General features: G+C 71.6%; 22 protein-coding genes and 1 pseudogene. 11 read left to right on the top strand and 12 right to left on the bottom strand.

Annotation, left to right across the window (positions count from 1 at the left end; genetic code table 11):
• Positions 1–68 precede the first annotated feature (68 nt).
• A complete protein-coding gene (locus OH735_RS07055) occupies positions 69–1,343 on the bottom strand; it encodes an exo-beta-N-acetylmuramidase NamZ domain-containing protein (RefSeq protein ID WP_406380390.1) in 1,275 nt (424 codons plus the stop codon).
• Positions 1,344–1,528: 185 nt separating this feature from the next.
• On the opposite strand from OH735_RS07055, the gene OH735_RS07050 reads away from it, so the two are divergent.
• The 3 genes and pseudogenes from OH735_RS07050 (at position 1,529) to OH735_RS07040 (ending at position 3,279) form a co-directional block, all read left to right on the top strand.
• The gene (locus OH735_RS07050; protein ID WP_406380389.1) at positions 1,529–2,293 is read left to right on the top strand and encodes an SDR family oxidoreductase; all 765 of its coding nucleotides are present in this window, start codon (positions 1,529–1,531) and stop codon (positions 2,291–2,293) included.
• 76 nt (positions 2,294–2,369) lie between these two features.
• Positions 2,370–2,645: pseudogene (locus OH735_RS07045) on the top strand (AMP-binding enzyme); the annotation flags it as partial.
• A gap of 40 nt (positions 2,646–2,685) precedes the next feature.
• Positions 2,686–3,279 (top strand): TetR/AcrR family transcriptional regulator, encoded by a 594-nt coding sequence (locus OH735_RS07040; protein WP_406380387.1) that lies wholly within the window; start codon positions 2,686–2,688, stop codon positions 3,277–3,279.
• On the opposite strand, the gene OH735_RS07035 is transcribed toward OH735_RS07040, so the two are convergent.
• A complete protein-coding gene (locus OH735_RS07035) occupies positions 3,276–4,223 on the bottom strand; it encodes a LysR family transcriptional regulator (protein ID WP_406380385.1) in 948 nt (315 codons plus the stop codon). The two genes, OH735_RS07040 and OH735_RS07035, sit on opposite strands and share 4 nt — an antisense overlap.
• A gap of 74 nt (positions 4,224–4,297) precedes the next feature.
• On the opposite strand from OH735_RS07035, the gene OH735_RS07030 reads away from it, so the two are divergent.
• On the top strand, positions 4,298–4,462 hold the full coding sequence (locus OH735_RS07030; RefSeq protein WP_406380383.1) for a hypothetical protein: 165 nt from the start codon (positions 4,298–4,300) through the stop codon (positions 4,460–4,462).
• 51 nt (positions 4,463–4,513) lie between these two features.
• Positions 4,514–9,124, top strand: a complete 4,611-nt coding sequence (locus OH735_RS07025; protein WP_406380382.1) for a HEAT repeat domain-containing protein — start codon at positions 4,514–4,516, stop codon at positions 9,122–9,124.
• Positions 9,125–9,344: 220 nt separating this feature from the next.
• On the opposite strand, the gene OH735_RS07020 is transcribed toward OH735_RS07025, so the two are convergent.
• The gene (locus tag OH735_RS07020) at positions 9,345–10,571 is read right to left on the bottom strand and encodes an acyl-CoA dehydrogenase family protein (RefSeq protein WP_406380380.1); all 1,227 of its coding nucleotides are present in this window, start codon (positions 10,569–10,571) and stop codon (positions 9,345–9,347) included.
• 8 nt (positions 10,572–10,579) lie between these two features.
• On the bottom strand, positions 10,580–11,602 hold the full coding sequence (locus OH735_RS07015) for a phosphotransferase family protein (protein ID WP_406380378.1): 1,023 nt from the start codon (positions 11,600–11,602) through the stop codon (positions 10,580–10,582).
• Positions 11,603–11,638: 36 nt separating this feature from the next.
• Here OH735_RS07015 and OH735_RS07010 point away from each other — a divergent pair, with 36 nt between their 5' ends.
• Both OH735_RS07010 and OH735_RS07005 read left to right on the top strand, forming a co-directional pair.
• Positions 11,639–11,947 (top strand): hypothetical protein, encoded by a 309-nt coding sequence (locus tag OH735_RS07010; RefSeq protein WP_406386946.1) that lies wholly within the window; start codon positions 11,639–11,641, stop codon positions 11,945–11,947.
• A gap of 68 nt (positions 11,948–12,015) precedes the next feature.
• Complete coding sequence (locus OH735_RS07005; RefSeq protein ID WP_406380376.1) at positions 12,016–12,960, top strand: NADP-dependent oxidoreductase; 945 nt, start codon at positions 12,016–12,018, stop codon at positions 12,958–12,960.
• 19 nt (positions 12,961–12,979) lie between these two features.
• Here the strand turns inward: OH735_RS07005 and OH735_RS07000 are convergent, their stop codons facing one another.
• The 4 genes from OH735_RS07000 to OH735_RS06985 all read right to left on the bottom strand — a co-directional run bounded on the left by OH735_RS07000 (position 12,980) and on the right by OH735_RS06985 (position 15,350).
• Positions 12,980–13,291 carry a DUF202 domain-containing protein gene (locus tag OH735_RS07000; protein ID WP_406380375.1) on the bottom strand — a complete coding sequence of 104 codons (312 nt, stop codon included), beginning with the start codon at positions 13,289–13,291 and terminating at the stop codon, positions 12,980–12,982.
• Positions 13,288–13,683 (bottom strand): YidH family protein, encoded by a 396-nt coding sequence (locus tag OH735_RS06995; protein ID WP_406380373.1) that lies wholly within the window; start codon positions 13,681–13,683, stop codon positions 13,288–13,290. Before OH735_RS06995 ends, OH735_RS07000 begins: the two co-directional genes overlap by 4 nt.
• Positions 13,684–13,720: 37 nt before the next feature.
• Complete coding sequence (locus OH735_RS06990) at positions 13,721–14,239, bottom strand: NUDIX domain-containing protein (RefSeq protein ID WP_406380371.1); 519 nt, start codon at positions 14,237–14,239, stop codon at positions 13,721–13,723.
• 217 nt (positions 14,240–14,456) lie between these two features.
• Entirely contained in the window at positions 14,457–15,350 is an 894-nt protein-coding gene (locus OH735_RS06985) for a DMT family transporter (RefSeq protein ID WP_406380369.1), read from the bottom strand.
• Between the two features lie 223 nt (positions 15,351–15,573).
• Between OH735_RS06985 and OH735_RS06980 the strand changes: the two genes are divergently transcribed.
• Positions 15,574–17,229 carry an FAD-binding dehydrogenase gene (locus OH735_RS06980; RefSeq protein WP_406380367.1) on the top strand — a complete coding sequence of 552 codons (1,656 nt, stop codon included), beginning with the start codon at positions 15,574–15,576 and terminating at the stop codon, positions 17,227–17,229.
• Positions 17,230–17,491: 262 nt separating this feature from the next.
• Here OH735_RS06980 and OH735_RS06975 read toward each other — a convergent pair whose 3' ends face one another.
• The 3 genes from OH735_RS06975 to OH735_RS06965 all read right to left on the bottom strand — a co-directional run bounded on the left by OH735_RS06975 (position 17,492) and on the right by OH735_RS06965 (position 20,124).
• The gene (locus OH735_RS06975) at positions 17,492–17,941 is read right to left on the bottom strand and encodes an ASCH domain-containing protein (protein WP_406380365.1); all 450 of its coding nucleotides are present in this window, start codon (positions 17,939–17,941) and stop codon (positions 17,492–17,494) included.
• A 264-nt stretch (positions 17,942–18,205) separates the two neighbouring features.
• Positions 18,206–19,603 (bottom strand): gluconate:H+ symporter, encoded by a 1,398-nt coding sequence (locus OH735_RS06970; protein ID WP_406380363.1) that lies wholly within the window; start codon positions 19,601–19,603, stop codon positions 18,206–18,208.
• Positions 19,604–19,614: 11 nt separating this feature from the next.
• Positions 19,615–20,124 (bottom strand): gluconokinase, encoded by a 510-nt coding sequence (locus OH735_RS06965; protein WP_406380361.1) that lies wholly within the window; start codon positions 20,122–20,124, stop codon positions 19,615–19,617.
• 144 nt (positions 20,125–20,268) lie between these two features.
• Here OH735_RS06965 and OH735_RS06960 point away from each other — a divergent pair, with 144 nt between their 5' ends.
• Entirely contained in the window at positions 20,269–20,970 is a 702-nt protein-coding gene (locus OH735_RS06960; RefSeq protein WP_406380360.1) for a FadR/GntR family transcriptional regulator, read from the top strand.
• Positions 20,971–21,024: 54 nt separating this feature from the next.
• Here OH735_RS06960 and OH735_RS06955 read toward each other — a convergent pair whose 3' ends face one another.
• The gene (locus OH735_RS06955) at positions 21,025–21,285 is read right to left on the bottom strand and encodes a hypothetical protein (protein WP_406380358.1); all 261 of its coding nucleotides are present in this window, start codon (positions 21,283–21,285) and stop codon (positions 21,025–21,027) included.
• Positions 21,286–21,551: 266 nt separating this feature from the next.
• On the opposite strand from OH735_RS06955, the gene OH735_RS06950 reads away from it, so the two are divergent.
• The gene (locus tag OH735_RS06950; protein ID WP_406380357.1) at positions 21,552–22,637 is read left to right on the top strand and encodes an S-(hydroxymethyl)mycothiol dehydrogenase; all 1,086 of its coding nucleotides are present in this window, start codon (positions 21,552–21,554) and stop codon (positions 22,635–22,637) included.
• Positions 22,634–23,263, top strand: a complete 630-nt coding sequence (locus OH735_RS06945; protein WP_406386448.1) for an MBL fold metallo-hydrolase — start codon at positions 22,634–22,636, stop codon at positions 23,261–23,263. Before OH735_RS06950 ends, OH735_RS06945 begins: the two co-directional genes overlap by 4 nt.
• Positions 23,264–23,269: the final 6 nt, after the last annotated feature.

The raw sequence follows: 23,269 nt of genomic DNA, 5'->3' as shown, positions 1-23,269 counted from the left end.
CGTCCTCCCTCCGGGGGCGGAACCGGTGCGCCGGGCGGGCCCGGACCTCCGGGCCCGCCCGGTCCGCCTCACCGGTACTGGAGGTACTTCTTCCGGACGGACCGGAACGCGGCGAGGTCGTCCGCCCACGCCTCCACGACCTCGTCCGTGTCCGCCCCCGCGTCGATCATCGTGCGGACCCGGGTGTTGCCGGTGAGCTTGTCGATCCAGTTGTCCGAGCGCCAGGCGAACCCGCTCCACGTCCGCTTCGCCGTGACCAGCAGCGCGATCCCCGTGCGTACCGGATCAAAGACCTCGCGATCGTGCACATGCAGCTGCACCCCGCCGACCGTCTTCCCCTGGAACTTGGAGAACGTCGGCGCGAAGTACGCCTCGCGGAACGCGACTCCCGGCAGATCGAGCGCGTTCGCGGCCGCCGCCCACCGGTGGTCGATGCCTTCGGCGCCGAGCAGTTCGAACGGCCGGGTGGTGCCACGCCCCTCGGACAGGTTCGTACCCTCGAACAGGCAGGTCCCCGAGTAGACCAGCGCCGTGTCCGGCGTCGGCATGTTGGGGCTCGGCGGCACCCACGGCAGCCCGGTCGTGTCGAAGAAGTCCGCGCGCTTCCACCCCGACATCTTCACGATGCGCAGGTCCACCGGCCGGGCCAGGTACTCCTTGTTGAACAGCAGCGCCAGCTCGGTGACCGTCATGCCATGTGCCTGGGCGATCTCCCGGCGGCCCACGAACGTGGCGAACGCCGTGTCCAGCACCGGCCCGAGCGCCGCCCGCCCGGTCACCGGGTTCGGCCGGTCCAGGACCACGAACCGCTTGCCCGCGAGGGCCGCCGCCTCCATGCAGTCGTACAGCGTCCAGATGTACGTGTAGAAGCGGGCGCCCGCGTCCTGGATGTCGAAGACGACCGTGTCCACACCGGACGCGGTGAAGACATCGGCGAGCGGCTGCCCGCTCTTCAAGTACGTGTCGTAGACGGGGAGTCCGGTCGCCGGATCGTCGTACCGCCCCTCCGAACCGCCCGCCTGCGCGGTGCCGCGGAATCCGTGCTCGGGCCCGAAGACGGCGATCAGGTCGACCCGCTCGTCCGGGTGCATCACATCGACGATGTGACGCACGTCGGACGTGATGCCGGTCGGATTGGTGACGACCCCGACCTTCTCGCCCTTCAGCAGCGCGTAGCCGTCCGCCGCCAGCAGGTCGAAGCCGGTACGGACCCGGCCGTGCCCGTTGCCCCGCCCGTTGCCGGCACCGGGGGCGGCGGTCGCGGCCCCGGTGCCGGCGGCCGTCGCCGCGAGGGCTCCCACCGCACCGCCGACGGCCAGCAAACCACGTCTGGACAGGCTCATTCAGTTACCTCCATGATCGCGACCTCTGTCATGGTCACGCACGCTAGCGCGCGTTCAGGCCGTACGGAATGAGTCGGACGCGACGGGTGCGACAGGAGTGTCGCCCGAGCCGGGCCGGCCTCTTCCGCTACGACATACCGACTGGTTAGTCTGCTGGGGCGGCCGGCAGAGAGAGGCGGGACCCGATGAGTACGGTGCAGGGCGCGGGCGTAGTGGTCACAGGGGCCGGAGGCGGCATCGGAGCCGCTCTGGCCCGCCGTTTCGCCGCGGAGGGCGCGCGGGTCGTGGTCAATGACCTCGACGAGGCCAGGATCGGGCCGCTCGCCGAGGAGATCGGCGCCGTCGCCGTCGCCGGTGACGCCTCGCGGATCGTGGACGCCGCGCGCGACGCGCTGGACGGCACCGTCGACATCTACTGCGCCAACGCGGGCCTCGCCTCGCCCGGCGACGTCTTCGCCGACGAGAAGGTCTGGGCCGCCGCCTGGGACGTCAACGTGATGGCCCACGTCCGCGCGGCCAGGGAGCTGCTGCCCCACTGGCTGGAGCGCGGCAGCGGCCGGTTCGTCTCGACCGCATCGGCCGCCGGACTGCTGACGATGATCGGCGCCGCCCCGTACAGCGTCACCAAGCACGGCGTCGTCGCCTTCGCCGAATGGCTCTCCCTCACCTACCGCCACCGCGGCGTCAAGGTCCACGCGATCTGCCCGCAGGGCGTGCGTACGGACATGCTCACGGCCGCCGGATCGGCCGGTGAGCTCGTACTCGCCCCCAGCGCCATCGAGCCCGAGGCGGTGGCCGACGCGCTCTTCGACGCCATGGCCGAGGACCGCTTCCTCGTCCTGCCGCACCCCGAGGTCGCCGGGTACTACCGGGCCCGCACCAAGGACACCGACCACTGGCTCGGCAATATGAACCACCTCCAGCAGAAGTGGGAGGAGACCGGCGCATGACCGGGTCCAGCTACGCCGCCAAGCCCTGGATCTCCCTGCTCAGCGAGGCCCAGCGGGCCCCCGTCGACCCGGCCGCTTCAAGGTCCGGCCGCGCGAGGTGGAGGACGTCCGCCACACCCACCCCGCCGTCCGGGAGGCGGCCGTCGTCGGTGTCCCCGGCGCCTACCGGGGCGAAACCGTACGCGCCTGCGTCAGCCTGCGGCCGGGCGCCACCGTCGAACCCGGGGAACTGGGTGCGTACTGCAAGGAACGGCTCGCCGCGTGCAAGTACCCGCGCGAGGTCGAGATCCTGACCGAACTCCCGAAGACGGCGAGTGGGAAGATCCTCAGGCGGGAACTGCGTTTCCCCCGATGGACCGCTTCACGCACGGTACGGAAGGAAGGTGGCGGCAATGGCCAAGGCGACGGACGGGGACACATCCCCCGTCCCTCAGCGGCTGCTGGCCGCCGCCACCCGGCTCTTCGCCGAGCAGGGCTACGACCGCACCTCGGTCCAGGAGATCGTCGAGGCGGCGGGCGTCACCAAGGGCGCCCTCTACCACTACTTCGGTTCCAAGGAGGACCTCCTCCAGGAGGTCTACGCCCGGGTGCTCCGGCTCCAGCAGGAGCGGCTCGACGCCTTCGCCGACGCCGACGCCCCGGTCGAACAGCGGCTGCGCGACGCCGCCGCGGACGTGGTCGTCACGACCATCGAGAACCTCGACGACGCCTCGATCTTCTTCCGGTCCATGCACCACCTGAGCCCGGAGAAGAACAAGCAGGTACGGGTGGAGCGGCGCCGCTACCACGAGCGCTTCCGGGCCCTGGTTGAGGAGGGACAGCGGAGCGGGGTGTTCTCCACCGCCACACCGGCGGACCTGATCGTCGACTACCACTTCGGCTCCGTCCACCACCTGTCCACCTGGTACCGGCCGGACGGCCCGCTCAGCCGGCAGGAGGTCGCCGACCACCTCGCCGACCTGTTGCTGCGCGCCCTGCGTCCCTAGGGCCTCTCGTTCGGATCATGCCGGGAGCCTGATCGAAACGAGAGGCCCTGATCCGCGCCCAGCACTCCGGCGGCGCCGCCGGTCAGCCGGCCGAGGAGCGCCGCCGCCGCCGGGTTGCGGGGGCGGGGCGCCCGCCCCGCGAGGACCACCGTCCGGCTCGGCTCCGGCTGCCGGATGGTGACACACGGCAGCCCCGCGTCCGTACCGATCCGCCGCGGCACGATCGCCACGCCGATCCCGGCCCGCACGAGATCGACGAGCAGCCGGATCTGGGTGACGTCACAGGTGATCCGGCGCTCCAGACCGCAGTGCGCGGCCAGCCGCCGCACCGCGGTCTCCAGGCCGGTGCCCGCGCGGAACTCCACGAACGGCTCGTCGGCGAGATCCTTGATCAGGGTGCTTTTGGACGTCGCCAGCCGATGGCCCGGCGCAGTGATCAGTACCAGGTCCTCGTGCCAGGTCGCGAACCCGACGATGCCGTCCGGGAGCTCGGCGGCGTCCGGCGCGAGAAAGGCGAGATCCAGCTCACCGGCCCGTACCCCCGCGACCAGTTCCGGCGTCGTCGCCTCCCGCAGCGAGATCTGCACCCCGGGCCACAGCCGGTGGTACGAGGCCAGCTCGGCCGCCAGGTCCACGCAGGTCAGCGTCTGGATGGTACCGATCCGGACCCGGCCGCTCACCAGCCCCGACACGGCGGCCACCGCGTCCCGCGCCGCCTCGGCCCCGGCGAGCACCGACCGGGCCGACGGCAGCAGCGCCCGCCCCGCCTCGGTGAGGATCACCCGCCGGCCCGTCCGGTCGAACAGCTCGGCACCCAGCTCCCGTTCGAGGTTGCGTACGGAGGTGCTCAGCGCGGACTGCACGATCAGCTCGGCACGGGCGGCGGAGGTGAAGGTGCCGTGCGTGACCACCGCCATGAAGTGGCGGAGTTGGCGTATCTCCATCCATCAACGATATCGATCACAGCCAGCGAAACCATCTGTTGGACCGACCACCGGTACGGGGCGAAGCTGGATGTATGACTCACGTCCAGCCCTCCGCGCACGTCCCCGCACTCTGGGCCGTGGCCTACGGACCGCGCCACACCACGGCCGTCCGCTTCGCCGCCCGGTGCCTGCTGCGCGTGCGGGCTTTCGCCCGCGAACTGGCGCTCGCGGACCATGTGCCGTTCGGCGGCTACTGACGGGGTCGAAACCCGTTGGTGGAGCCGGGAGCGCCCGGTTAGCATCCGACGGTGAAGACGCCGGCCGACGAACCGTTCCACGACGCCGTACGCCGGGCCGACGTCGACAGATTGTCCCGGCTCCTGAACGCGCACGACTGCTCACCGGCCGTGCTCCGACGTCTGATCCGGCACGAGGATCCCGCCCTGCGTCATCTCGGGCTGGTCCTGCTCACCGAGCGAGTGACGGCCGACCGCCCGTCCGACGACGCGGAGAGGGCCGAACTCGCCGGGCTGCTGCCCGTATCGCTGTTGGGGCCACCGGAGGCGGATCTCCTCCTGGCGGGGCTCTACGAGCGACTCGCCCCCCATCTCCGGGGCCGCCCCCGCCCGTCATGGCGCACGGCCGGGCTGCCGGTACGGGTGGCGATCGCGTGGCTGCGCGCCGAACTCCTCGACGAGCCCGTGGTGATCCGTGGCGAGGCCCCGGGTGAACTCCTTTACCAGGCCGTACGGCAGACGGACATCACCGGTGCGCATCGGCCGTCGCGACTCGTGGGCGAGCTGGCGGACAGCGGCGACCCGGTGCTGCAGGCCGAGGCACTGCGGCTCGCCCGGCAGGGGCTGCACGCCGGACTGCTGGCTCCCGCGCTGGTCCGCGAAGACCTGATCGGCCTGCTCGGCGCCGACAGCGACCGGGTCGTCGCCGGCGCGCTGGGCGAACTCGCCGAGCCCTGGGCGGCGATGGAGCCGCTGCGGCCGGGATGCATCTCGACGTTTCTCACCGCCGGTTCGGCGGGGGAGAGGCCCGCCGTGGCCGACGCCGCCCTTGCGGCCGCCGCCCGCCACGGCCACAAAGACCTGCTGCGCCAGATCATCGACGATCCGGATCTTCCGCCGGGCCTTCGCCGACGGGGAATGGAACTGCTCGGCGATCTGGCGGACCGCGACGACATCGGTGAACTCACGGCCGTCGCCACACGCGATCCGCTGCTGTTCGGCGGGCCGACGGTGACGTGCCTGCGCGGTCTCCACCGGCGCGGGCACTTCGTGGACGGTCCGGACGTTGCGGCCGTCATCGGCCTGGCCCTGGCCGATCACTCGATCCCGCCCCGCGAGGTCGCGACGATCCTGTTCACCTGCCGGAAGGAGGTGTTCGGGCTGCTGACGGATGCGGCCGCCGACGATCCGGGCCGGCCGCGACGGCTCGCCCTGCTGGTGGCCCTGGCCGGGCAGGGAGCCGGCGAGCTTCCTGTCGGGGACGCCATCACGCGCGCACTTCCCTCGGCTCCCGACCCCGGTCCGTTCCTCGACGCGATCCGTGAGCTGCGCCACACGGATGCCGAGGACGCCGTGATCGCTCAGCTGCCCTCGGCGCCTGCCGCGGCCCTCGACGCCCTGGAGGCCATCGGCGGGCGGCGGACGGTAGCGGCCCTGCGAGAAGGACTGGGCCTGACCGGGGACTTGATCGCGCCTCATCTGTACGCCGTACGGAACCGCGCCCTCGAACTGCTGTGGCAGCTGACCCGCGATCCGGAGCAGCGGCGCGCCCTCCTCGTACGGCTGGATCCCGTCGACCTGCCGGCGCGCATCGCAGCGGACCTGGGTGGCCCGGACGAGCGGGAACTGGCCCTGCTGCGTTCCCATCTGAACCCGGACGAGCCGGTGGCGGCGCTGTGCCGGCTCGCGGCCCACGGCAACGCCGGCTCACTGCCGGTCATCGCCGATCTGCTGCTGCGCGTCGTGGCCGAGCAGGCGGCGGTGCGGGAGCGCGAACACGGGCAGCCGGGCGGTGAGCCCGTGGTGCCGCAGGAGGTCCTGGACGCCGTGCACGCCCTGGGCCGTCGGCTCCAGGAGCGGGGCGCGATCCGGCCCGTCTGCCTGCTGGACACGGCAGACGCGCGAGAGGCCGGCCACGCACTCGTCGCTACCACGGCACTGGATCTGCTGGACCGGCCCGGGCTGTCCGACCGCGAGCAGGCGATTCTGCTCGAACTGCTGCTCCGGGCCCCCTGGGCGGGCACCCGCGCCCGGGTGCACCGGCTGCTGCGCCACCGCGACCAGCACGTACGCAAACATGTCATCGCCCTGCTCGCCCGCGACGCCACGGGCGAGGACGCACAGGCGCTGTCGGCGACCCTGATCGCGCTGACCACCGCTCCGGACATCCAGACCGTCCGGCAGGCCCTGCTCGCCCTGGGCCACGCACGTGCCCACTGGGCGTGCACCGCGATCGCCGCATGTCTCGACCATCCGAACATGAACATCAAGAAGACCGCCGCCGAGGCGCTGGTCCGCGCGGGCACACCGGCGGCGCTGCCCAAGCTGCTCTTCTGGCTCGGGCACCACGACAACCCCGGGCTGCGCGGCACGCTCGTCGCGGCCCTGCACGCCGTCCTCGGCGACGCCTGCGCGGCGACACTGCTCGCCGCCGCCGAGCACAGCCGGGACGGCCGTACCCGCGAACTGCTGCTGGAGGGCCTCGACGGCGCCCTCGGCGCCCGCTCGGTCCTCGCACTGGGCAACCAGGCGTCACCGGTGGCGGCCACCCTGCTCTCCCTGGTGGCGGACGGCCGGGTCGGTCTGGCCTCGGGGGACGTGAAGGATCTGGCGATACCGTCGGCCAGGTATGGAATCACCACATCGGCCGTCGCACGGCGGTCGTCGGCGGACGGTGCGGTGGACCGTGACATCAGGTCGCTGGTGGACGGGGGCTGGAATCCCTCGGTCGCGCTGCGCGTCGCCGAGCGGGACGCGCCGCTCCACCCCGACCGGCTGAACGAGCTGCGACCGATGCTCGCCGACTGGCTCCGGCTGGCCGGCTCCCGGCCCGCGGTCCGGGACCGGGTGGTGCGGTTCGCGCTGCGTATCTGCCCCGGACCCTGGGCGTCCGGGGAGCTGACGGTGTTCGCCCGGTCCACACGGGTCCTGCTCGACGCGCTCGTCGACGCCCGGGACGAGGACCGGCACGACCTGATCGCGGTACTCGAAGCGGTCGCGCCGATGCTGACGACGGCCGGCAGGCCGACCGCAGCCGCTGCGGTACGGGCCCTTCGTCCCGCACCCATGACGCCGGGCCGGTCCACGCTGACGCTGCTGCGCCGCCTCGGCGCGGTGCTGGTCCGCGCCGACCTCGATCAGGCACTCGCGGTCGCCCGGCTCGGCTCCGACCCCTGGCAGGCCCAGGCCGCCGTGCTGAGGGAGGCGTTCGCAGTCCCGGAGCCCGCCGCGGCACCCCTGCCCGCCGAGACCCGGACATGGCGGGCGGCGCTGGACGACGCGGTGCGCGTACCGGGCACTCTGGAGGAGTTCCGCCGACAGGACGACGGCAGGGTCGGCTCGCGGGACCGACTGACCGCGCTGATCGAGGTCCACCATGGCGCGGACCCCGAGGTCCGGGCAGCCCTGCTCGACTGGATGACGGATCTTCAGCCCCTCGACGTACCGTCCTGGACCATCGCCGAGACCGCCCACGCGCCGACGCCGCCGCCACGACGCGTACACATCGACGACCTCGACCAGCCCCGCTCGGCGGCCCTGCGGGAGCGCCTGCTGGACATGCTGGGGTCAGCCGCCGCGGACCGCAGGGAGACCGCCGCCCTGGCGCTGGCGAAGTGGCCCGAGTCCGAGGCCCGGCTGCCGGTGCTTCGCGCATACCTCCGCGGGCACATCGACATACCCATCGGCGTGGACCTGGCCCGTGCACTGCGCACCCTCGACGAGGCGGAGCTCCGGGGCGACGACATCCTGCACGACCGGGTGGCCCGCGCGGCCTCGAAGCTCGACCCGTGGGCACTGGAGCCACTGGTGCCGCTGCTGCTGGAGTGGTGGGAGCAGGCCCCGCCCGCCGCCGGGCCGGCGGTCGGCGCGGCACTGCGCGCCTACCCCGCCGACGCGCTCGCCAGGACCCTCGGCGACCGCCTCGACGCCGGGGCCTGGGGGTTCCTCGACCTGCTCCTCGACCGCAGACTGCTGCGCACCCCCGCGTTGACGCGCACGTGTCGGCGACTGCGCGCCGAAGGACGCGACGACCTCGCGGACCGGCTCCTTCTCGTCGATGGTCCGCTGCGCGGCCCGGACGCCGTACAGCGGGACGCGGCAGCGCTGGCAGCGCTCCGTGACCGTTCCCCGGCCGCGCCCGCCGGAGCCTCGCAGCGCCCGCTGAGGCGGGAACTTCTGGACCTGGCCCGGAACGGCACCCCGGAACAGACGAGCCGGGCCCTCGCGGAACTGGCCGAGGCGCACTGGGGCCCGGATCCGGACAAGGACTCCCGACTACGCGACCTGATCGGTGAGTTGCTGCACCATCCTCGGGCCAAGGTCCGCCTGCGCGCCCACCGGACCTCACGGACGATGCTGGACCGGCGCACCTATCTGGGCCACACGATGATCCTGCTGGACGATCCCCTGCCGGACGTGACGCGTACGGCGATCCGCACGCTCTGCCACGCCGACTGGGAGCCCGCGATCCCCGCCGTGACGGGACTGCTCGCGCACCCGAACCCCGTCGTGCGCAGGACGGCGGCCGAGGGGCTCGTCGGGATGGGCGAGGCAGCGATCCCGGCCCTCCGCCAGGCCACCGCCCACGCCCGCCCCGACAAACGCTCCCTCTACACGGACGTCCTCGACCGAATCAGAAAGTCGAGCCCGCCCGGCGACACCCCGAGCCCGTGGGGCGATTGAGGGCAAGCGGTCGCGAAGGGGTCCGGCGTCGCAATTCGAGCCCGTGGGGCGATTGAGGGCAAGCGGTCGCGAAGGGGTCCGGCGCCGCAATTCGAGCCCGTGGGGCGATTGAGGGCAAGCGGTCGCGAAGGGGTTCGGCGCCGCAATTCGAGCCCGTGGGACGATCGAGGACGACGCGGTGACCGGGCGGGCCCCGCACCCACCCCGCCCGGGCCACCGCCTACACGTACCGCTTGATCTCCCGCCGCGCCAACGACCGCTGATGCACTTCGTCCGGCCCGTCCGCCAGCCGCAACGTCCGTGCCGCCGCCCACAGTTCGGCCAGCGGGAAGTCCTGGCTGACGCCACCCGCGCCGTGCAGCTGCACCGCCTGGTCCAGGACGTCCACCACGGCGCGCGGGGTGGCGATCTTGATGGCCTGGATCTCCGTGTGCGCGCCCTGGTTGCCCACCGTGTCCATCAGCCATGCCGTCTTCAGCACCAGCAGCCGCAGCTGCTCCACCGTGACCCGTGCGTCCGCGATCCAGTTCTGTACGACGCCCTGCTGGGCGAGCGGCTTGCCGAAGGCCGTACGGGACACCGCCCTCCTGCACATCAGCTCGATGGCCCGCTCGGCCATGCCGATCAGCCGCATGCAGTGGTGGATCCGGCCGGGGCCGAGACGCGCCTGGGCGATCGCGAAGCCGCCGCCCTCCTCGCCGATCAGGTTCGCGGCGGGCACCCGTACGTCCGTGAAGACGACCTCGGCGTGACCGCCGTGGTAGTGGTCCTCGTAGCCGTACACCTGCATGGCGCGCCGCACTTCGAGACCGGGGGTGTCGCGCGGGACCAGGATCATCGACTGCCGGCGGCGGATGTCGGGGCCGTCAGGGCCATCGGCAGTCGCTGTCTTGCCCATCACGATGAAGATCTTGCAGTCCGGGTTCATCGCCCCGGAGATGTACCACTTGCGGCCGTTGATGACATAGTCCTCGCCGTCCCGCACGATGCGGGTCTCGATGTTCGTCGCGTCCGACGAGGCCACCTCCGGCTCCGTCATCGCGAACGCCGAGCGGATCTCCCCGGCGAGCAGGGGCTCCAGCCACTGCTTCTTCTGCTCGTCCGTGGCGAACTGGAAGAGCACCTCCATGTTCCCGGTGTCCGGGGCCGCGCAGTTGAGTGCGGTCGGTGCCAACTGCGGGGAACGGCCGGTGATTTCGGCGAGCGGGGCGTATTGGAGGTTGGTCAGCCCGGCACCGTACCCGGCGTCGGGGAGGAAGAGGTTCCACAGCCCCTGGCGTCGCGCCTCGGCCTTGAGGTCCTCGACGATCTGCGGGGTGTCCCATGGGGAGGCGAGCAGCGCGCGCTGCTCGTCCGCGGTCTTCTCGGCCGGGTAGACATGCTCGTCCATGAAGGTGAGCAGCTTGGTGCGCAGCTCTTCCGTGCGGGCGTCGAATGCGAAGTCCATGGGGGTGATCAGCCTTCCTGGAGGGTGGTGAGGCCGTGCTCGATGAAGACGGGGACGAGATCGCCGATCCGGTCGAAGCCGGCGCCGACCGTCTGGCCGAGGGTGTAGCGGTAGTGGATGCCCTCCAGGATCACGGCGAGCTTGAACCAGGCGAACGCCGTGTACCAGGAGATGGCGGAGGTGTCGCGGCCGGATCGGGTGGCGTAGCGCTCGATCAGTTCGGCGGGGGTGGGGTGGCCGGCCGCGCCGCTGGTGGTGGAGACCGGGGAGTTCGCCAGGCCGAGGTCCGAGCTGTACATCACGAGCAGGCCGAGGTCGGTCAGCGGGTCGCCGAGCGTCGACATCTCCCAGTCGAGGACGGCCCTGATCCGATCGTCGGAGCCGATCAGTACGTTGTCCAGGCGGTAGTCGCCGTGTACGACGGTGGGCGAGGGGGAGGCGGGCAGCTCCCGGCCGAGTGCGGCGTGCAGTTCGTCGATGCCGGGCAGTTCGCGGTTGCGGGAGGCGTCCAACTGCTTGCCCCAGCGGCGCAGTTGCCGGTCGAGGAAGCCCTCGGGTCGCCCGAAGTCGCCCAGGCCGACGGACTCGGGGTCCACGGCGTGCAGTTCGACGAGCGTGTCGACGAGACCGAGGACGGCAGCCCGGGTGCGCTCGGCGCCCAGCGGGGCGAGCTGTTCGGCCGTGCGGTACGGGGTTCCCTCGACGTACTCCATGACGTAGAAGGGCGACCCGATCACCGAGTCGTCCTCGCAGAGCAGCACGGGTTCTGGGACCGGAACGGCCGTCGGGTGCAGGGCGCTGATCACCCGGTGCTCGCGCTTCATGTCGTGCGCGGTGGCCAGCACATGACCCAGCGGGGGCCTGCGGACGACCCAGCGCCCCGTGCCGTCCGTGACGATGTACGTCAGGTTCGACCGGCCGCCCTCGATGAGCCGGGCTTCGAGCGGTCCGCTCACCAGGCCCGGCTGCTCGCAGTCGAGATGGCTGCGCAGCCGGGCGAGGTCGAGACCTGGCGGGTGGACTGGGCTCATCGTGCGCACCTCCGGGGTGAGAGACGGTCGGTGTTCATGATGCCGACCAGTCGGTATGTCGTCCAGTGGACTCCCGGAATCCGACGCGCACACTCCGCGCCGGACGCGCTCGGCAAGTCCCTGGGCCTGCCCGTGCACGCCCTGCTCGGCGGCAAGATCCGCGACTGTGTCGAGTACAGCGCGTACCTCTTCTACTTCTACCGCTGGGCCGCCCACTGCGACCGCCTGGCCGCACTGCACCGGCGCCGGCTCGACGCCGACGGCACGATGCGCGAGCGCGACGACGCGGCCGCGATGCGCAAGGCCGAGCCGGGCCGGCGGACACCCACGATCCCGCGCTGGTGACGGCCCCCTGCCCCGAGGCCGGCACGGCCTGAGTTGCGCACGCCCCGGCCCGCACCGAGGGTCGGTGCATGAAGGCGATCAGCTACAGCAGGTACGGCGGGGCGGACGTCCTGGAGTACGGGGAGCGGCCCGACCCCAAGGTCGGCCCCGACACCGTCCTCGTGAAGGTGCGGGCCGCGGCGGTCAACCCGGTCGACTGGAAGGCCCGCGAGGGCTACCTCGACGCCGGTCTGGAGGCCATGTTTCCGGTGATCCCCGGCTGGGACATGTCCGGAGTTGTCGTGCAGCCCGGCGTCGCCGTCGACGAGTTCACGGTCGGCGACGAGGTCATCGGCTACGTGCGGGAGGACTTCCTCTGCCGGGGTACGTTCGCCGAATACGTCGCCGCACCCGTGCGTACCCTCGCCCGCAAGCCGCTGAACCTGAGCTTCGAGGAGGCCGCCGGCCTGCCACTGGCCGGCCTCACCGCGTACCAGGTGCTCCACCGCACCCTGCGGATCCAGGACGGCGAGACGGTCCTCGTCCACGCGGCGGCAGGCGGCGTGGGCTCGCTCGCCGTCCAGCTCGCCCGCTATGCGGGCGCCCGCGTCATCGGCATCGCGAGCGAACGCAACCACGACCACGTCCGGCAGCTCGGCGGGGAACCGGTGGCCTACGGCGACGGCCTCGCCGACCGGCTCCGGGCGCTGGCCCCGGACGGCGTCGACGCCGCGTTCGACACCGTCGGCGGGGAGGCGCTCCGCGTCTTTGCCGACGTGCTGAAGCCCGGGGGCCGGCTGGCCTCCATCGCGGACGGCGAGGTCTTCTCGTACGGCGGCCGCTTCGCCTACGTACGCCCGGACGCCAAGGACCTCGCCCACCTGGCCGAACTGGCCGAACAGGGCATCGTCACGGTCCATCTGGACCAGGTCTTCCCGCTGGAACGGGCGGCGGACGCCTACCGGCTGAACGAGCAAGGACGGACCCGCGGAAAAATCGTCGTCACCGTTGCCTGGGACACCCCGGAGGTCTGAGGGGCCCGGCGCCCCGACCTCAGAACAGCATGGCGGTGGCGAACACCGCGAGCGCGATCGTGCACGCCGCCGCCGTCAGCGCGCCGCGCGCCGAGAGAGGCTCCGGACGCGCGGTCGCCATCCCGAGCACTCGCCGGTGCGCCACGAGCAGGAAACCCAGCCAGGCCAGCCCGCTCAGCGACACGGCGACGACCGCGGCCGGGCTCGCCCCGCCGTGCAGCGCCTGCTTGACCGCCAGGATCGCCACCACCGTGCAGGACAGCGTCGTACGCCGCCACGCCAGCCTGGTCCGCTCGGGCTGCAGCCCGGGGTCGCGCCCGTCCGCCGTCACCGGCCCTCCCAGCCGAAGAGGACCACCACCACCATCGCCACGGCGACGACCGCGACGGCGAGCCCGAGCAGCGTCGGGAACCGGGAGACCGGCAGATCCTCCCCGCGCCGCATCGCCCGCTCGCACCGCACCCAGTGGTTGATCGCCCGCAGCGCGCACAGCACACCGGCCGCCAGCAATGCCAGCGCCAGCCCCGCGCGCATGCCCCACGACAGCTCCGGGAGGAACTGGTCGACCGCGAAACCGCCGCCGATCAGCGCGAGAGCCGTCCGGACCCAGGCGAGGAAGGTGCGCTCATTGGCGAGCGAGAACCGGTAGTCGGGGGTGTCGCCCTCTTCGCGGATTCGCTGCGGCGCGAACCACAGCCGCAGGCTCTGTACGAATTCGTTCACGCGCGAACCTTAGACCGACCGGCAACCGGGGGCGGTCTCAGATCGCCCCGCCCGCCCGGAACGCGCGCAGCCGGTGGTACGTCTCCAGGCCGTCCGGCACCCACTGCCAGTCGCCGAGCCGCTGCTCCAGCTCCGCATCGGTGAGGAAGGTGTGCCAGGCGACCTCCTCCACCTGCGGGTGCACCGGCAGTTCGCACCGCACCTGGTAGACGTGGGTCCACCAGGAGTGCTCCGCGCTCTCGTAGAGGAACTTGAAGAGCGGCTCGGGACGGGGGAGCCCCGTGACCCCCAGCTCCTCCTCGGCCTCCCGCAGCGCAGCCTCGTCGTACGACTCGCCGGCCCCGACCACCCCGCCGACGAACATGTCGTAATGGGACGGGAAGACCAGCTTCGTGGGGGTCCTGCGATGCACGAAGAGCCGGCCCCCGGCATCCCGGGCCTCGATGAAGACGCAGCGATGGCGCAGGCCCCGCGCGGTCGCCTCACCGCGCGGGGCCTGCCCCACGACCACGTCGTTCTCGTCGACGATGTCGAGGATCTCGTCAGAAGGAGTCATGTCCTTCATCCAACATCAGACCACTGACAAGGTTCACTGCCCCATGACGTGCTTGACGGTCGGGCCCGTGGTCCAGCCGCCGTCCACGGCCAGTTCGGCGGCGGTGACGTTGACGTGCCGGGAGGGTGCGTCAGGAGGGTGCGTCGGGAGGGCACACCGAGGGTGTGCGGCGGAGAGCGCCGGGAAGACGTGCCCCGCAGGGCCCGCGCGCCGACGCTCAGCCCGGCAGCAGGCTCTTCTCCCGGCGCCCGCCCACGGGCCCCTCCGGCATCGCCGGATGCAGTCCCAGCAGGACGATCCCGGCGACGATCGCCGCGAGACCGCCCGCCTGCCAGGCCAGCGCGCCGGTGTCGGTACGCAACTGGTCACCGAGGAAACCGACCCCGCAGGCGATCCCGGCCAGCGGCTGCGCCGCGGTCAGCGGGGGCAGCGACACCCGCAGCGGGCCCGTCTCGAACGCGCTCTGCACCAGGAGCAGACCCGTCACCCCCAGCGCCGCCACCGCGTACGGCTGCCAGTTCGTCACGAGCGCGATCCAGCCGTCCTGCGACAGCCGCTGGCCGGTGACCCGGGTGAGGGCGTCCTGGAGCCCGTACAGCAGCCCGGCCGCCACCGCGAGCAGCGCCGGGGCGACCCCGGACTGCCAGCGCTTGGCGAAGGTGGTGAGCAGCAGTGCCACGCCCACGACCACGCCGATCACCAGCCAGTGCCGCAGCGGATCGGTCACCGCCTCGCCGCCCCGCGGCCGGCCACCCAGAAGAAAGGCGGCGACGCCGCCGGCCAGCATCCAGAGCCCGGCCCAGCCCTGCCGGCCGAGCCGCTGCCCGGTGCGATGGCGCGACAGGGCCATCGCGAAGAGCAGATTGGTCGCGAGCAGGGGTTCGACGATGGACAGCTCGCCCTTGCCCAGGGCCAGGGCGCCCAGCACCATGCCGCAGACCATCAGCCCGATCCCGGCCAGCCACTCCGGCACCCGCATCAGGTCCAGCAGCAGCCGGAAGGAGAGATAGTCGCTCCTCGGCGCGTGGGACGCGGCGTCCTGCTGGAGGACGAAGCCGAACCCCAGACAACAGGCGGCACTCACGGCGAGTGCGAGAACCAGCACCGACACGCTTCTACCTCAAGTCAGGCCAGAAGTGGGTGATTCGTATCGACGATAGCGCCTGCGCCCCAGGGGCGCGGCCGGGGCGCCGCCGACCGGGCGGTTGACGCCGCAGCGGCCGGTGCAGAGGATCTGACGCACGAGTAACTTCCGGCGTCCGTGCCGGACCCTCACCGTGGCCGTGGCCGTGACCGGATCGCTCCGCCTGCGACCCCCGACAAGGATGGAACCCATGGCGTACGACGCTGATGTGATCGTTATCGGGGCAGGGCTCGCGGGTCTGGTGGCCACCGCAGAACTGGTCGACGCGGGCCGTTCGGTGATCCTGCTCGACCAGGAACCCGAACAGTCCATCGGCGGCCAGGCGCACTGGTCCTTCGGCGGTCTCTTCCTCGTCGACTCGCCCGAGCAGCGCCGGATGCGGATCAAGGACACCCATGAGCTGGCCCTCCAGGACTGGCTCGGCACGGCGGGTTTCGACCGCGAGGAGGACCACTGGCCACGGAAGTGGGCCGAGGCGTACGTCGACTTCGCGGCCGGTGAGAAGCGCTCCTGGCTGCACGCCCAGGGGCTGCGGTTCTTCCCCGTCGTCGGCTGGGCGGAGCGTGGCGGCTACGACGCGAACGGCCATGGCAACTCCGTACCCCGCTTCCACATCACCTGGGGCACCGGCCCCGGCGTCGTCGCCCCCTTCGAGCGCCGGGTCCGCGCGGGCGTCGACAAGGGCCTCGTCCGGCTGAAGTTCCGCCACCGGGTCACCGGCCTCGGCCGCACCGCGGGGACCGTCGACACGGTGACCGGCGAGATACTGGAGCCGAGCGCGGCCGCCCGCGGCACCGCGAGCAGCCGGGTGGCGGCCGGCACCTTCGAACTGAGGGCCCAAGCGGTGATCGTCACCTCCGGTGGCATCGGCGGCAACCACGACCTCGTACGCCAGCAGTGGCCCCGGCGACTCGGCACCCCGCCCGCGAAGATGCTCTCCGGCGTGCCCGCCCATGTCGACGGACTCATGCTCGGCATCACCGAGGAGGCGGGCGCCCACCACATCAACCGCGACCGGATGTGGCACTACACCGAGGGCATCGAGAACTGGAACCCGATCTGGGCCAGGCACGGCATCCGCATTCTGCCGGGACCGTCCTCGCTCTGGCTGGACGCCCGCGGCAAGCGGCTGCCGGTCCCGCTCTTCCCCGGCTTCGACACCCTCGGCACTCTCGAACACATCATGAGGTCCGGATACGACTACACCTGGTTCGTCCTCGACCGGAAGATCATCGGCAAGGAGTTCGCGCTCTCCGGCTCCGAGCAGAACCCGGACCTGACCGGAAAGTCGATCCGTGGCGTGATCGGCCGGGCCCGCACGGACGTACCGGCGCCGGTGAAGGCGTTCATGGACAACGGGGCGGACTTCGTCGTCGAGCAGGACCTCGCGGCACTGGTCCGCGGCATGAACGCGCTCACCGACGAGCCGCTGATCGACGAGGCCGAACTGCGCCGCGAGATCACCGCCCGCGACCGCGAGATCGCCAACCCCTTCACCAAGGACCTCCAGATCACCGCGATCCGCGGCGCCCGCACGTATCTGGGGGACAAGCTGATCCGTACGGCGACACCGCACCGCATCCTCGATCCCAAGGCCGGTCCGCTGATCGCCGTAAGGCTCAACATCCTGACCCGCAAGTCGCTCGGCGGGCTGGAGACGGACCTGTCCTCCCGGGTGCTCACCGAGGACGGCACACCGCTGTCCGGTGTGTACGCGGCGGGGGAGGCGGCCGGTTTCGGCGGCGGCGGGGTGCACGGCTACCGCTCACTGGAGGGAACCTTCCTGGGCGGCTGCATCTTCTCCGGCCGGGCGGCGGGCCGGGCGGCGGCAGAGGCCATCGGCTAGCGGGGGCCGGTGGGTGCGGCGGGCTCCCGGTCCCCGCTCCCGGGCCGGTGGGTGCGGCGGGCTCCAGGTCCCCGCTCCACCGGGACTTCCCAGAGCCGCTCAGCCCCAGGAAGCGTTCCGCGTTGCCGTGCGTGATCAGCTCCCGGCGGCGGTCATCGAGACCGGCTTCGCCCGCACCGGTCGTCCCGGCACCGCCGCCCCGTCCCTGACCTGCCGCGCGATCCTCGCGTCGCAGCCGTAGGACGCCGGCTGCCCGGCCCGGCTACCGTTCGGCCGCGCCCACGACGGGATCGAGCAGCTCGACGACCCGGAACCGTTCGGCGACGACCATGGTGTCGTCGTCGACCGTGAACTCCGGGTCGCCGAGCGCCTCCCGCATCTCCTTGCTGTGCCAGAACTTCTCGTGCCCCGCACGCCACTCGGCCACCGATCTGTCCCCCTCGCCCTCGTCGATCGCATGCTGGAGATCGATGTCGCCGAGGCGCAGCACCCGTACCTCCGTCACCTCCAGCACCGCGATCTCCCGGCCGTCCGAGTCGATCAGCGCGGACCGCTCGCCCACCGGAGGCAGCTCCTCCTTCTCCGCCTCGTACTCCGCGAGCAGCCCGGTCGTCGACACCTTCACACCGGCGAGCACCGCCGCCACCAGGCGATCGCGCAGCGGTCCGGGGAAGGCGAGCAGAAAGGGTTTGAAAGGTTCACGGTTCGCCATGGCGCCAAGTCTGACATGGGCCACCGGACGCCGCGCCGGTTCGGGCGCCCGGGCGAAGGCCGGTCGGCGACCGGTCGGAGGCCGTCAACCAGCCGGACGACGAACGGAGTTGGCCATGGAGTCGGGCAGGGTGTCCGCCGCACATGGCAGTGGCGCCCGCCGGCCCGGAGGCATGCCGTGGCATGAGCACCGGGCCGGCGGGCGCCATCGGGCACGGCCCCGGCTTGCGCCGCGGTTGGAGGGCCGTGCGGGAGGAGCCGCTTGCTACAGGACCAGCGAGAGCAGCAGGATGAAGGCCAGCGAGACCACGGAGATGATGGTCTCCATCACCGACCAGGTCTTGATCGTCTGGCCGACGTTCATGCCGAAGTACTCCTTCACCAGCCAGAACCCGGCGTCATTGACGTGGCTGAAGAAGAGCGAACCCGCGCCGATGGCGAGGACCAGCAGCGCCGCGTGCGACGTCGACATGTCGGCGGCGAGCGGGGCGACCAGACCGGCCGCCGAGATCGTGGCCACGGTCGCCGAGCCGGTCGCGAGCCGGATCGCGACGGCGATCAGCCAGCCCAGCAGCAGCGCCGGGATCGACCAGTTCTTGGAGAAGTCCAGGATCATCTGGCCCACACCGGCGTCGATGAGGGTCTGCTTGAATCCGCCGCCCGCACCCACGATCAGCAGCACACCCGCGATCGGGGCAAGGGACTTCTCGACGGTGGTGGAGAGCCGGCCCTTGGAGAAACCGGCCGCCCGGCCCAGCGTGAACATGCCGACTATGACGGCCGCGAGGAGCGCGATCAGCGGCGAGCCGATCACATCGGTGACCCGCTGGACGTGGTTCTCCGGGTTGTCCACGACGATGTCGACCAGGGCCTTGACGAGCATCAGCACGACGGGCAGCAGGATCGTCGCCAGCGTGGCGCCGAAGCTGGGACGCCGTTCCAGCTCCTCCGACGGACGCTGCGGAATCATCTTCTCCGGAGCCTCGATGTTCACCCAGCGCGCGGCGTAGCGGGAGAAGACCGGCCCGGCGATGATCACGGTCGGGATCGCGACCAGAACACCCAGCGCGAGCGTGACGCCGAGATTGGCGCCGAGGGCGTCGATCGCCACCAGCGGGCCGGGGTGCGGGGGAATCAGCCCGTGCATCACGGAGAGACCGGCCAGTGCCGGGATACCGATCCGCATCAGGGAGTAGTTGCCGCGCTTGGCGACCAGCAGCACCACCGGGATCAGCAGCACGATGCCGACCTCGAAGAACAGCGGCAGACCGATGATCGAGGCGATCAGGACCATCGCCCACGGCATGGCCCGGCCGCTCGCCTTCGCCAGGATCGTGTCGACGATCTGGTCCGCGCCGCCGGAGTCGGCGAGCAGCTTGCCCAGAATGGCGCCGAGCGCGATGAGGACACCGACACCCGCGACGGTCGAGCCGAGACCGGCGGTGAAGCTGGCGATCGTCTTCGCCGGTGCGGCACCGGCGAACGAGCCGAGCGCCAGCGAGCCGATGGTCAGCGCGAGGAACGCATGCAACTTGAACTTGGTGATGAGCAGAACGATGACGGCGATGCCCGCCAGTACGGCGATGCCCAACTGCGCGTTGCCTGCCGAAGTGATCGGTTCGACGGCGTCCGCTGCCAGCGTCTCGACGCTGAGACTGGTCACGGTGGTGATCCTTAGTTTTCGAGCCGGCGCAACGCGGCGACGGCTCGCTGGGTGATTTCTTCGGGGGTGCCGGACACGTCGACCGAGACGCCGGCCTCGTCCTCCTGCAACGGCTGCAGGGTGGCGAACTGCGAGTCGAGCAGTGCGGTGGGCATGAAGTGACCCTTGCGTTCCGCCATGCGCTTCTCGATCAGCGTCCGGTCGCCGGTCAGATGGAGGAAGACCGCACCGGGGGCCTCGGCACGCAGCCGGTCCCGGTAGACGCGCTTGAGCGCCGAGCTGCTCACCACCCCGCCGAGGCCCGACCGGCCGTGCGCCCACCGGCCGATCGCATCGAGCCAGGGCCACCGGTCGGAGTCGTCCAGCGGGATACCGGCCGACATCTTGGCGATGTTCGCCGCGGGATGGAAGTCATCGCCCTCGGCGTACGGAACGCCGAGTTCAGCGGCGAGCAGGGGGCCGACCGTGGTCTTGCCGGTCCCTGCGACGCCCATCACCACGACGACGTGGGGGGTGCTCATTGGTGGTGCCTCGCTGTCTACTTCGACGTCTTCCTCGACATCGGTCCGTCGCGCTACTGAAACCTATACGTACGACTTATTCAAGATGTTGTGATGTAAACGTCGTACTTTTTGTTCATCGAGGGACCCCCGTAGGCTGTGCCCATGACCACACAGGGCCCCGGGCTGCATACACATGTGCTGGACACCCTGGGTCTCGAGATCGCCGCGGGGGAGCACCGGCCTGGACAGGTACTGCGTACCGACGAGCTGGCCCAGCGCTTCGACGTCTCGCGCACGGTCGTACGCGAAGTGATCCGCGTCCTCGAATCCATGCACCTGGTCGAGTCCCGCCGCCGCGTCGGCGTGACCGTACGGCCGGCCGAGGCGTGGAACGTCTACGATCCGCAGGTCATCCGGTGGCGGCTGGCCGGCGCCGACCGCCCGCGCCAGCTGCGCTCCCTGACCGTGCTGCGCTCGGCGATCGAACCCGTCGCGGCCGGCCTCGCCGCCCGCAACGCCACCCCGGAGCAGTGCTCGGCCCTCACCGAGTGCGCGCTCGGCTTGGTCGCCACCTCGCGCGGCCAGCAGCTGGAGGGCTACCTGGAGCACGACATCGCGTTCCACCGGATCGTGCTGAACGCCTCCGGCAACGAGATGTTCGCGCGGCTCGGCGATGTCGTCGCCGAGGTCCTGGCGGGCCGTACCCATCACCAGGTCATGTTCGAGGATCCGGACCCGGCCGCGGTCACCCTCCACGTCCGGCTCGCCGAAGCGGTGCGCGAGCGTGACGCGGTGGCGGCGCAGCGGCTGACGAAGGAGATCGCGGTGGGCGCCCTGCATGAGTTGGACGTGCTCGCGCCCTGAGGCGGACGGCGGCCCCCGCGGAACGATCCCGCGAGGGCCGCCGGTAAAAACGGTTCAGCCGCTGTGCCCGTGGTGGCCACCGTGTCCGGCGCCGTGGTCGAACTTCATCGCCTGGGGCGGCATCACGACGAACGGCCGCATCATGCCCATGTCCTCGTGCTCCAGCCGCGTTGTCCGCCCAGCCGTCGTTCCCGCTCCGGTCTGCGCGCCATGAAGGTGCGTCACCGTCCAGGCGGGCAGCGCGGCGACACCCGCGTTCGGTTCGACACCGTCGCGTCCCGGCCGGTTGTGCGGGGCCGGCTCGCCCTGCTTCACCGGGCCGACCTCCACAGCGGTGACCGGTACTCGCCTTCCCTGGGGACGCGATTGCTCTTCAACGCAGCAAACCGGCAGCAGCTCACAACCCCCACATCAGCGTCGGCGGCAGCTGCGCGTGCAGCCGCAGCCAGGTGGGCGACACGGCGTTCGGGGGGACGGCGCTCGTTCCCCGGCAACGCGGCGCGCCGCCGTGACACCCTCATGGGGCGTACGGTTGTTCGTGTTCGATCTTCACGACATGACGGAAACAGGGAGACCAGGGTATGGCGCAGCAGGTGCAAGGGGTCATCGCACCGGGGAAGAACGAGCCGGTACGGGTCGAGACGATCGTCATCCCGGACCCGGGCCCCGGCGAGGCCGTGGTGAAGATCCAGGCGTGCGGCGTCTGCCACACCGATCTGCACTACAAGCAGGGCGGCATCAACGACGAGTTCCCGTTCCTGCTCGGCCACGAGGCCGCGGGCGTGGTGGAGTCCGTCGGCGAGGGCGTCACGGACGTCGCGCCCGGCGACTTCGTGGTCCTCAACTGGCGTGCCGTGTGCGGGCAGTGCCGTGCGTGTCTGCGCGGCCGCCCCTGGTACTGCTTCAACACCCACAACGCGAAGCAGAAGATGACACTGCTCGACGGCACGGAGCTGTCGCCGGCGCTCGGCATCGGCGCGTTCGCCGAGAAGACCCTGGTCGCCGCGGGCCAGTGCACCAAGGTCGACCCCGAGGTCTCGCCGGCCGTCGCGGGGCTCCTCGGCTGCGGTGTGATGGCGGGCATCGGCGCCGCCATCAACACCGGGCAGGTCGGCCGCGGCGACTCGGTCGCCGTGATCGGCTGCGGCGGCGTCGGCGATGCGGCGATCGCGGGCGCCCGGCTGGCCGGCGCGGCGAAGATCATCGCCGTGGACATCGACGACCGCAAGCTGGAGACGGCGAAGACGATGGGCGCCACGCACACCGTCAACTCCCGTTCCGCCGACCCGGTCGAGGCGATCCGCTCCCTGACCGACGGCAACGGCGCGGACGTCGTCATCGAGGCGGTCGGCCGCCCGGAGACGTACCAGCAGGCCTTCTACGCCCGCGACCTCGCCGGCACCGTGGTCCTGGTCGGCGTCCCCACCCCTCAGATGCGGCTGGAGCTGCCGCTCATCGACGTCTTCGGCCGCGGCGGTTCGCTCAAGTCCTCCTGGTACGGCGACTGCCTGCCCTCGCGCGACTTCCCGATGCTCATCGACCTGCACCAGCAGGGCCGGATCGACCTCGGCGCGTTCGTCACCGAGACCATCGGACTCGGCGACATCGAGCAGGCCTTCGACCGGATGCACGACGGTGACGTGCTGCGCTCGGTGGTGGTCCTCTGATGGCCCGCATCGACCACCTCGTCACCTCCGGCACCTTCGCCCTCGACGGCGGGGAGTGGGACGTCGACAACAACGTCTGGATCGTCGGCGACGACACCGAGGCGATCGTCATCGACGCCGCCCATGACGCCGCCGCCATCGAGGCCGCGCTGAACGGCCGTACGCTGCGCGCCATCGTCTGCACGCACGCGCACAACGACCACATCGACGCGGCCCCGGCCCTCGCCGCCGCCACCGGTGCGCCGATCCTGCTCCACCCCGACGACCTGCCGCTGTGGAAGCAGACCCACCCGGACCGCGCCCCGGACGGCGAACTGGCCGACGGCCAGGAGCTGGAGATCGCCGGCACGACGCTCAGGGTCCTGCACACCCCCGGCCACGCCCCCGGAGCCGTCTGCCTGTACGCCCCCGAACTGTCCACCGTCTTCACGGGCGACACGCTCTTCCAGGGCGGACCCGGCGCCACCGGACGGTCCTTCTCCCACTTCCCGACGATCGTCGCGTCGATCAGGGACCGGCTGCTCGTCCTGGATCCGGAGACCACCGTCCGCACCGGACACGGCGACTCCACGACCATCGGCGCGGAGGCCCCGCACCTGGACAAATGGATCGCCCGCGGTCACTGACGACCG

The organism is Streptomyces sp. NBC_01618 (assembly GCF_045209435.1).
Classification (GTDB): domain Bacteria; phylum Actinomycetota; class Actinomycetes; order Streptomycetales; family Streptomycetaceae; genus Streptomyces.
Note: the sequence above shows the minus strand (reverse complement) of the source record. Positions and strands in the feature narration are given on the sequence as shown.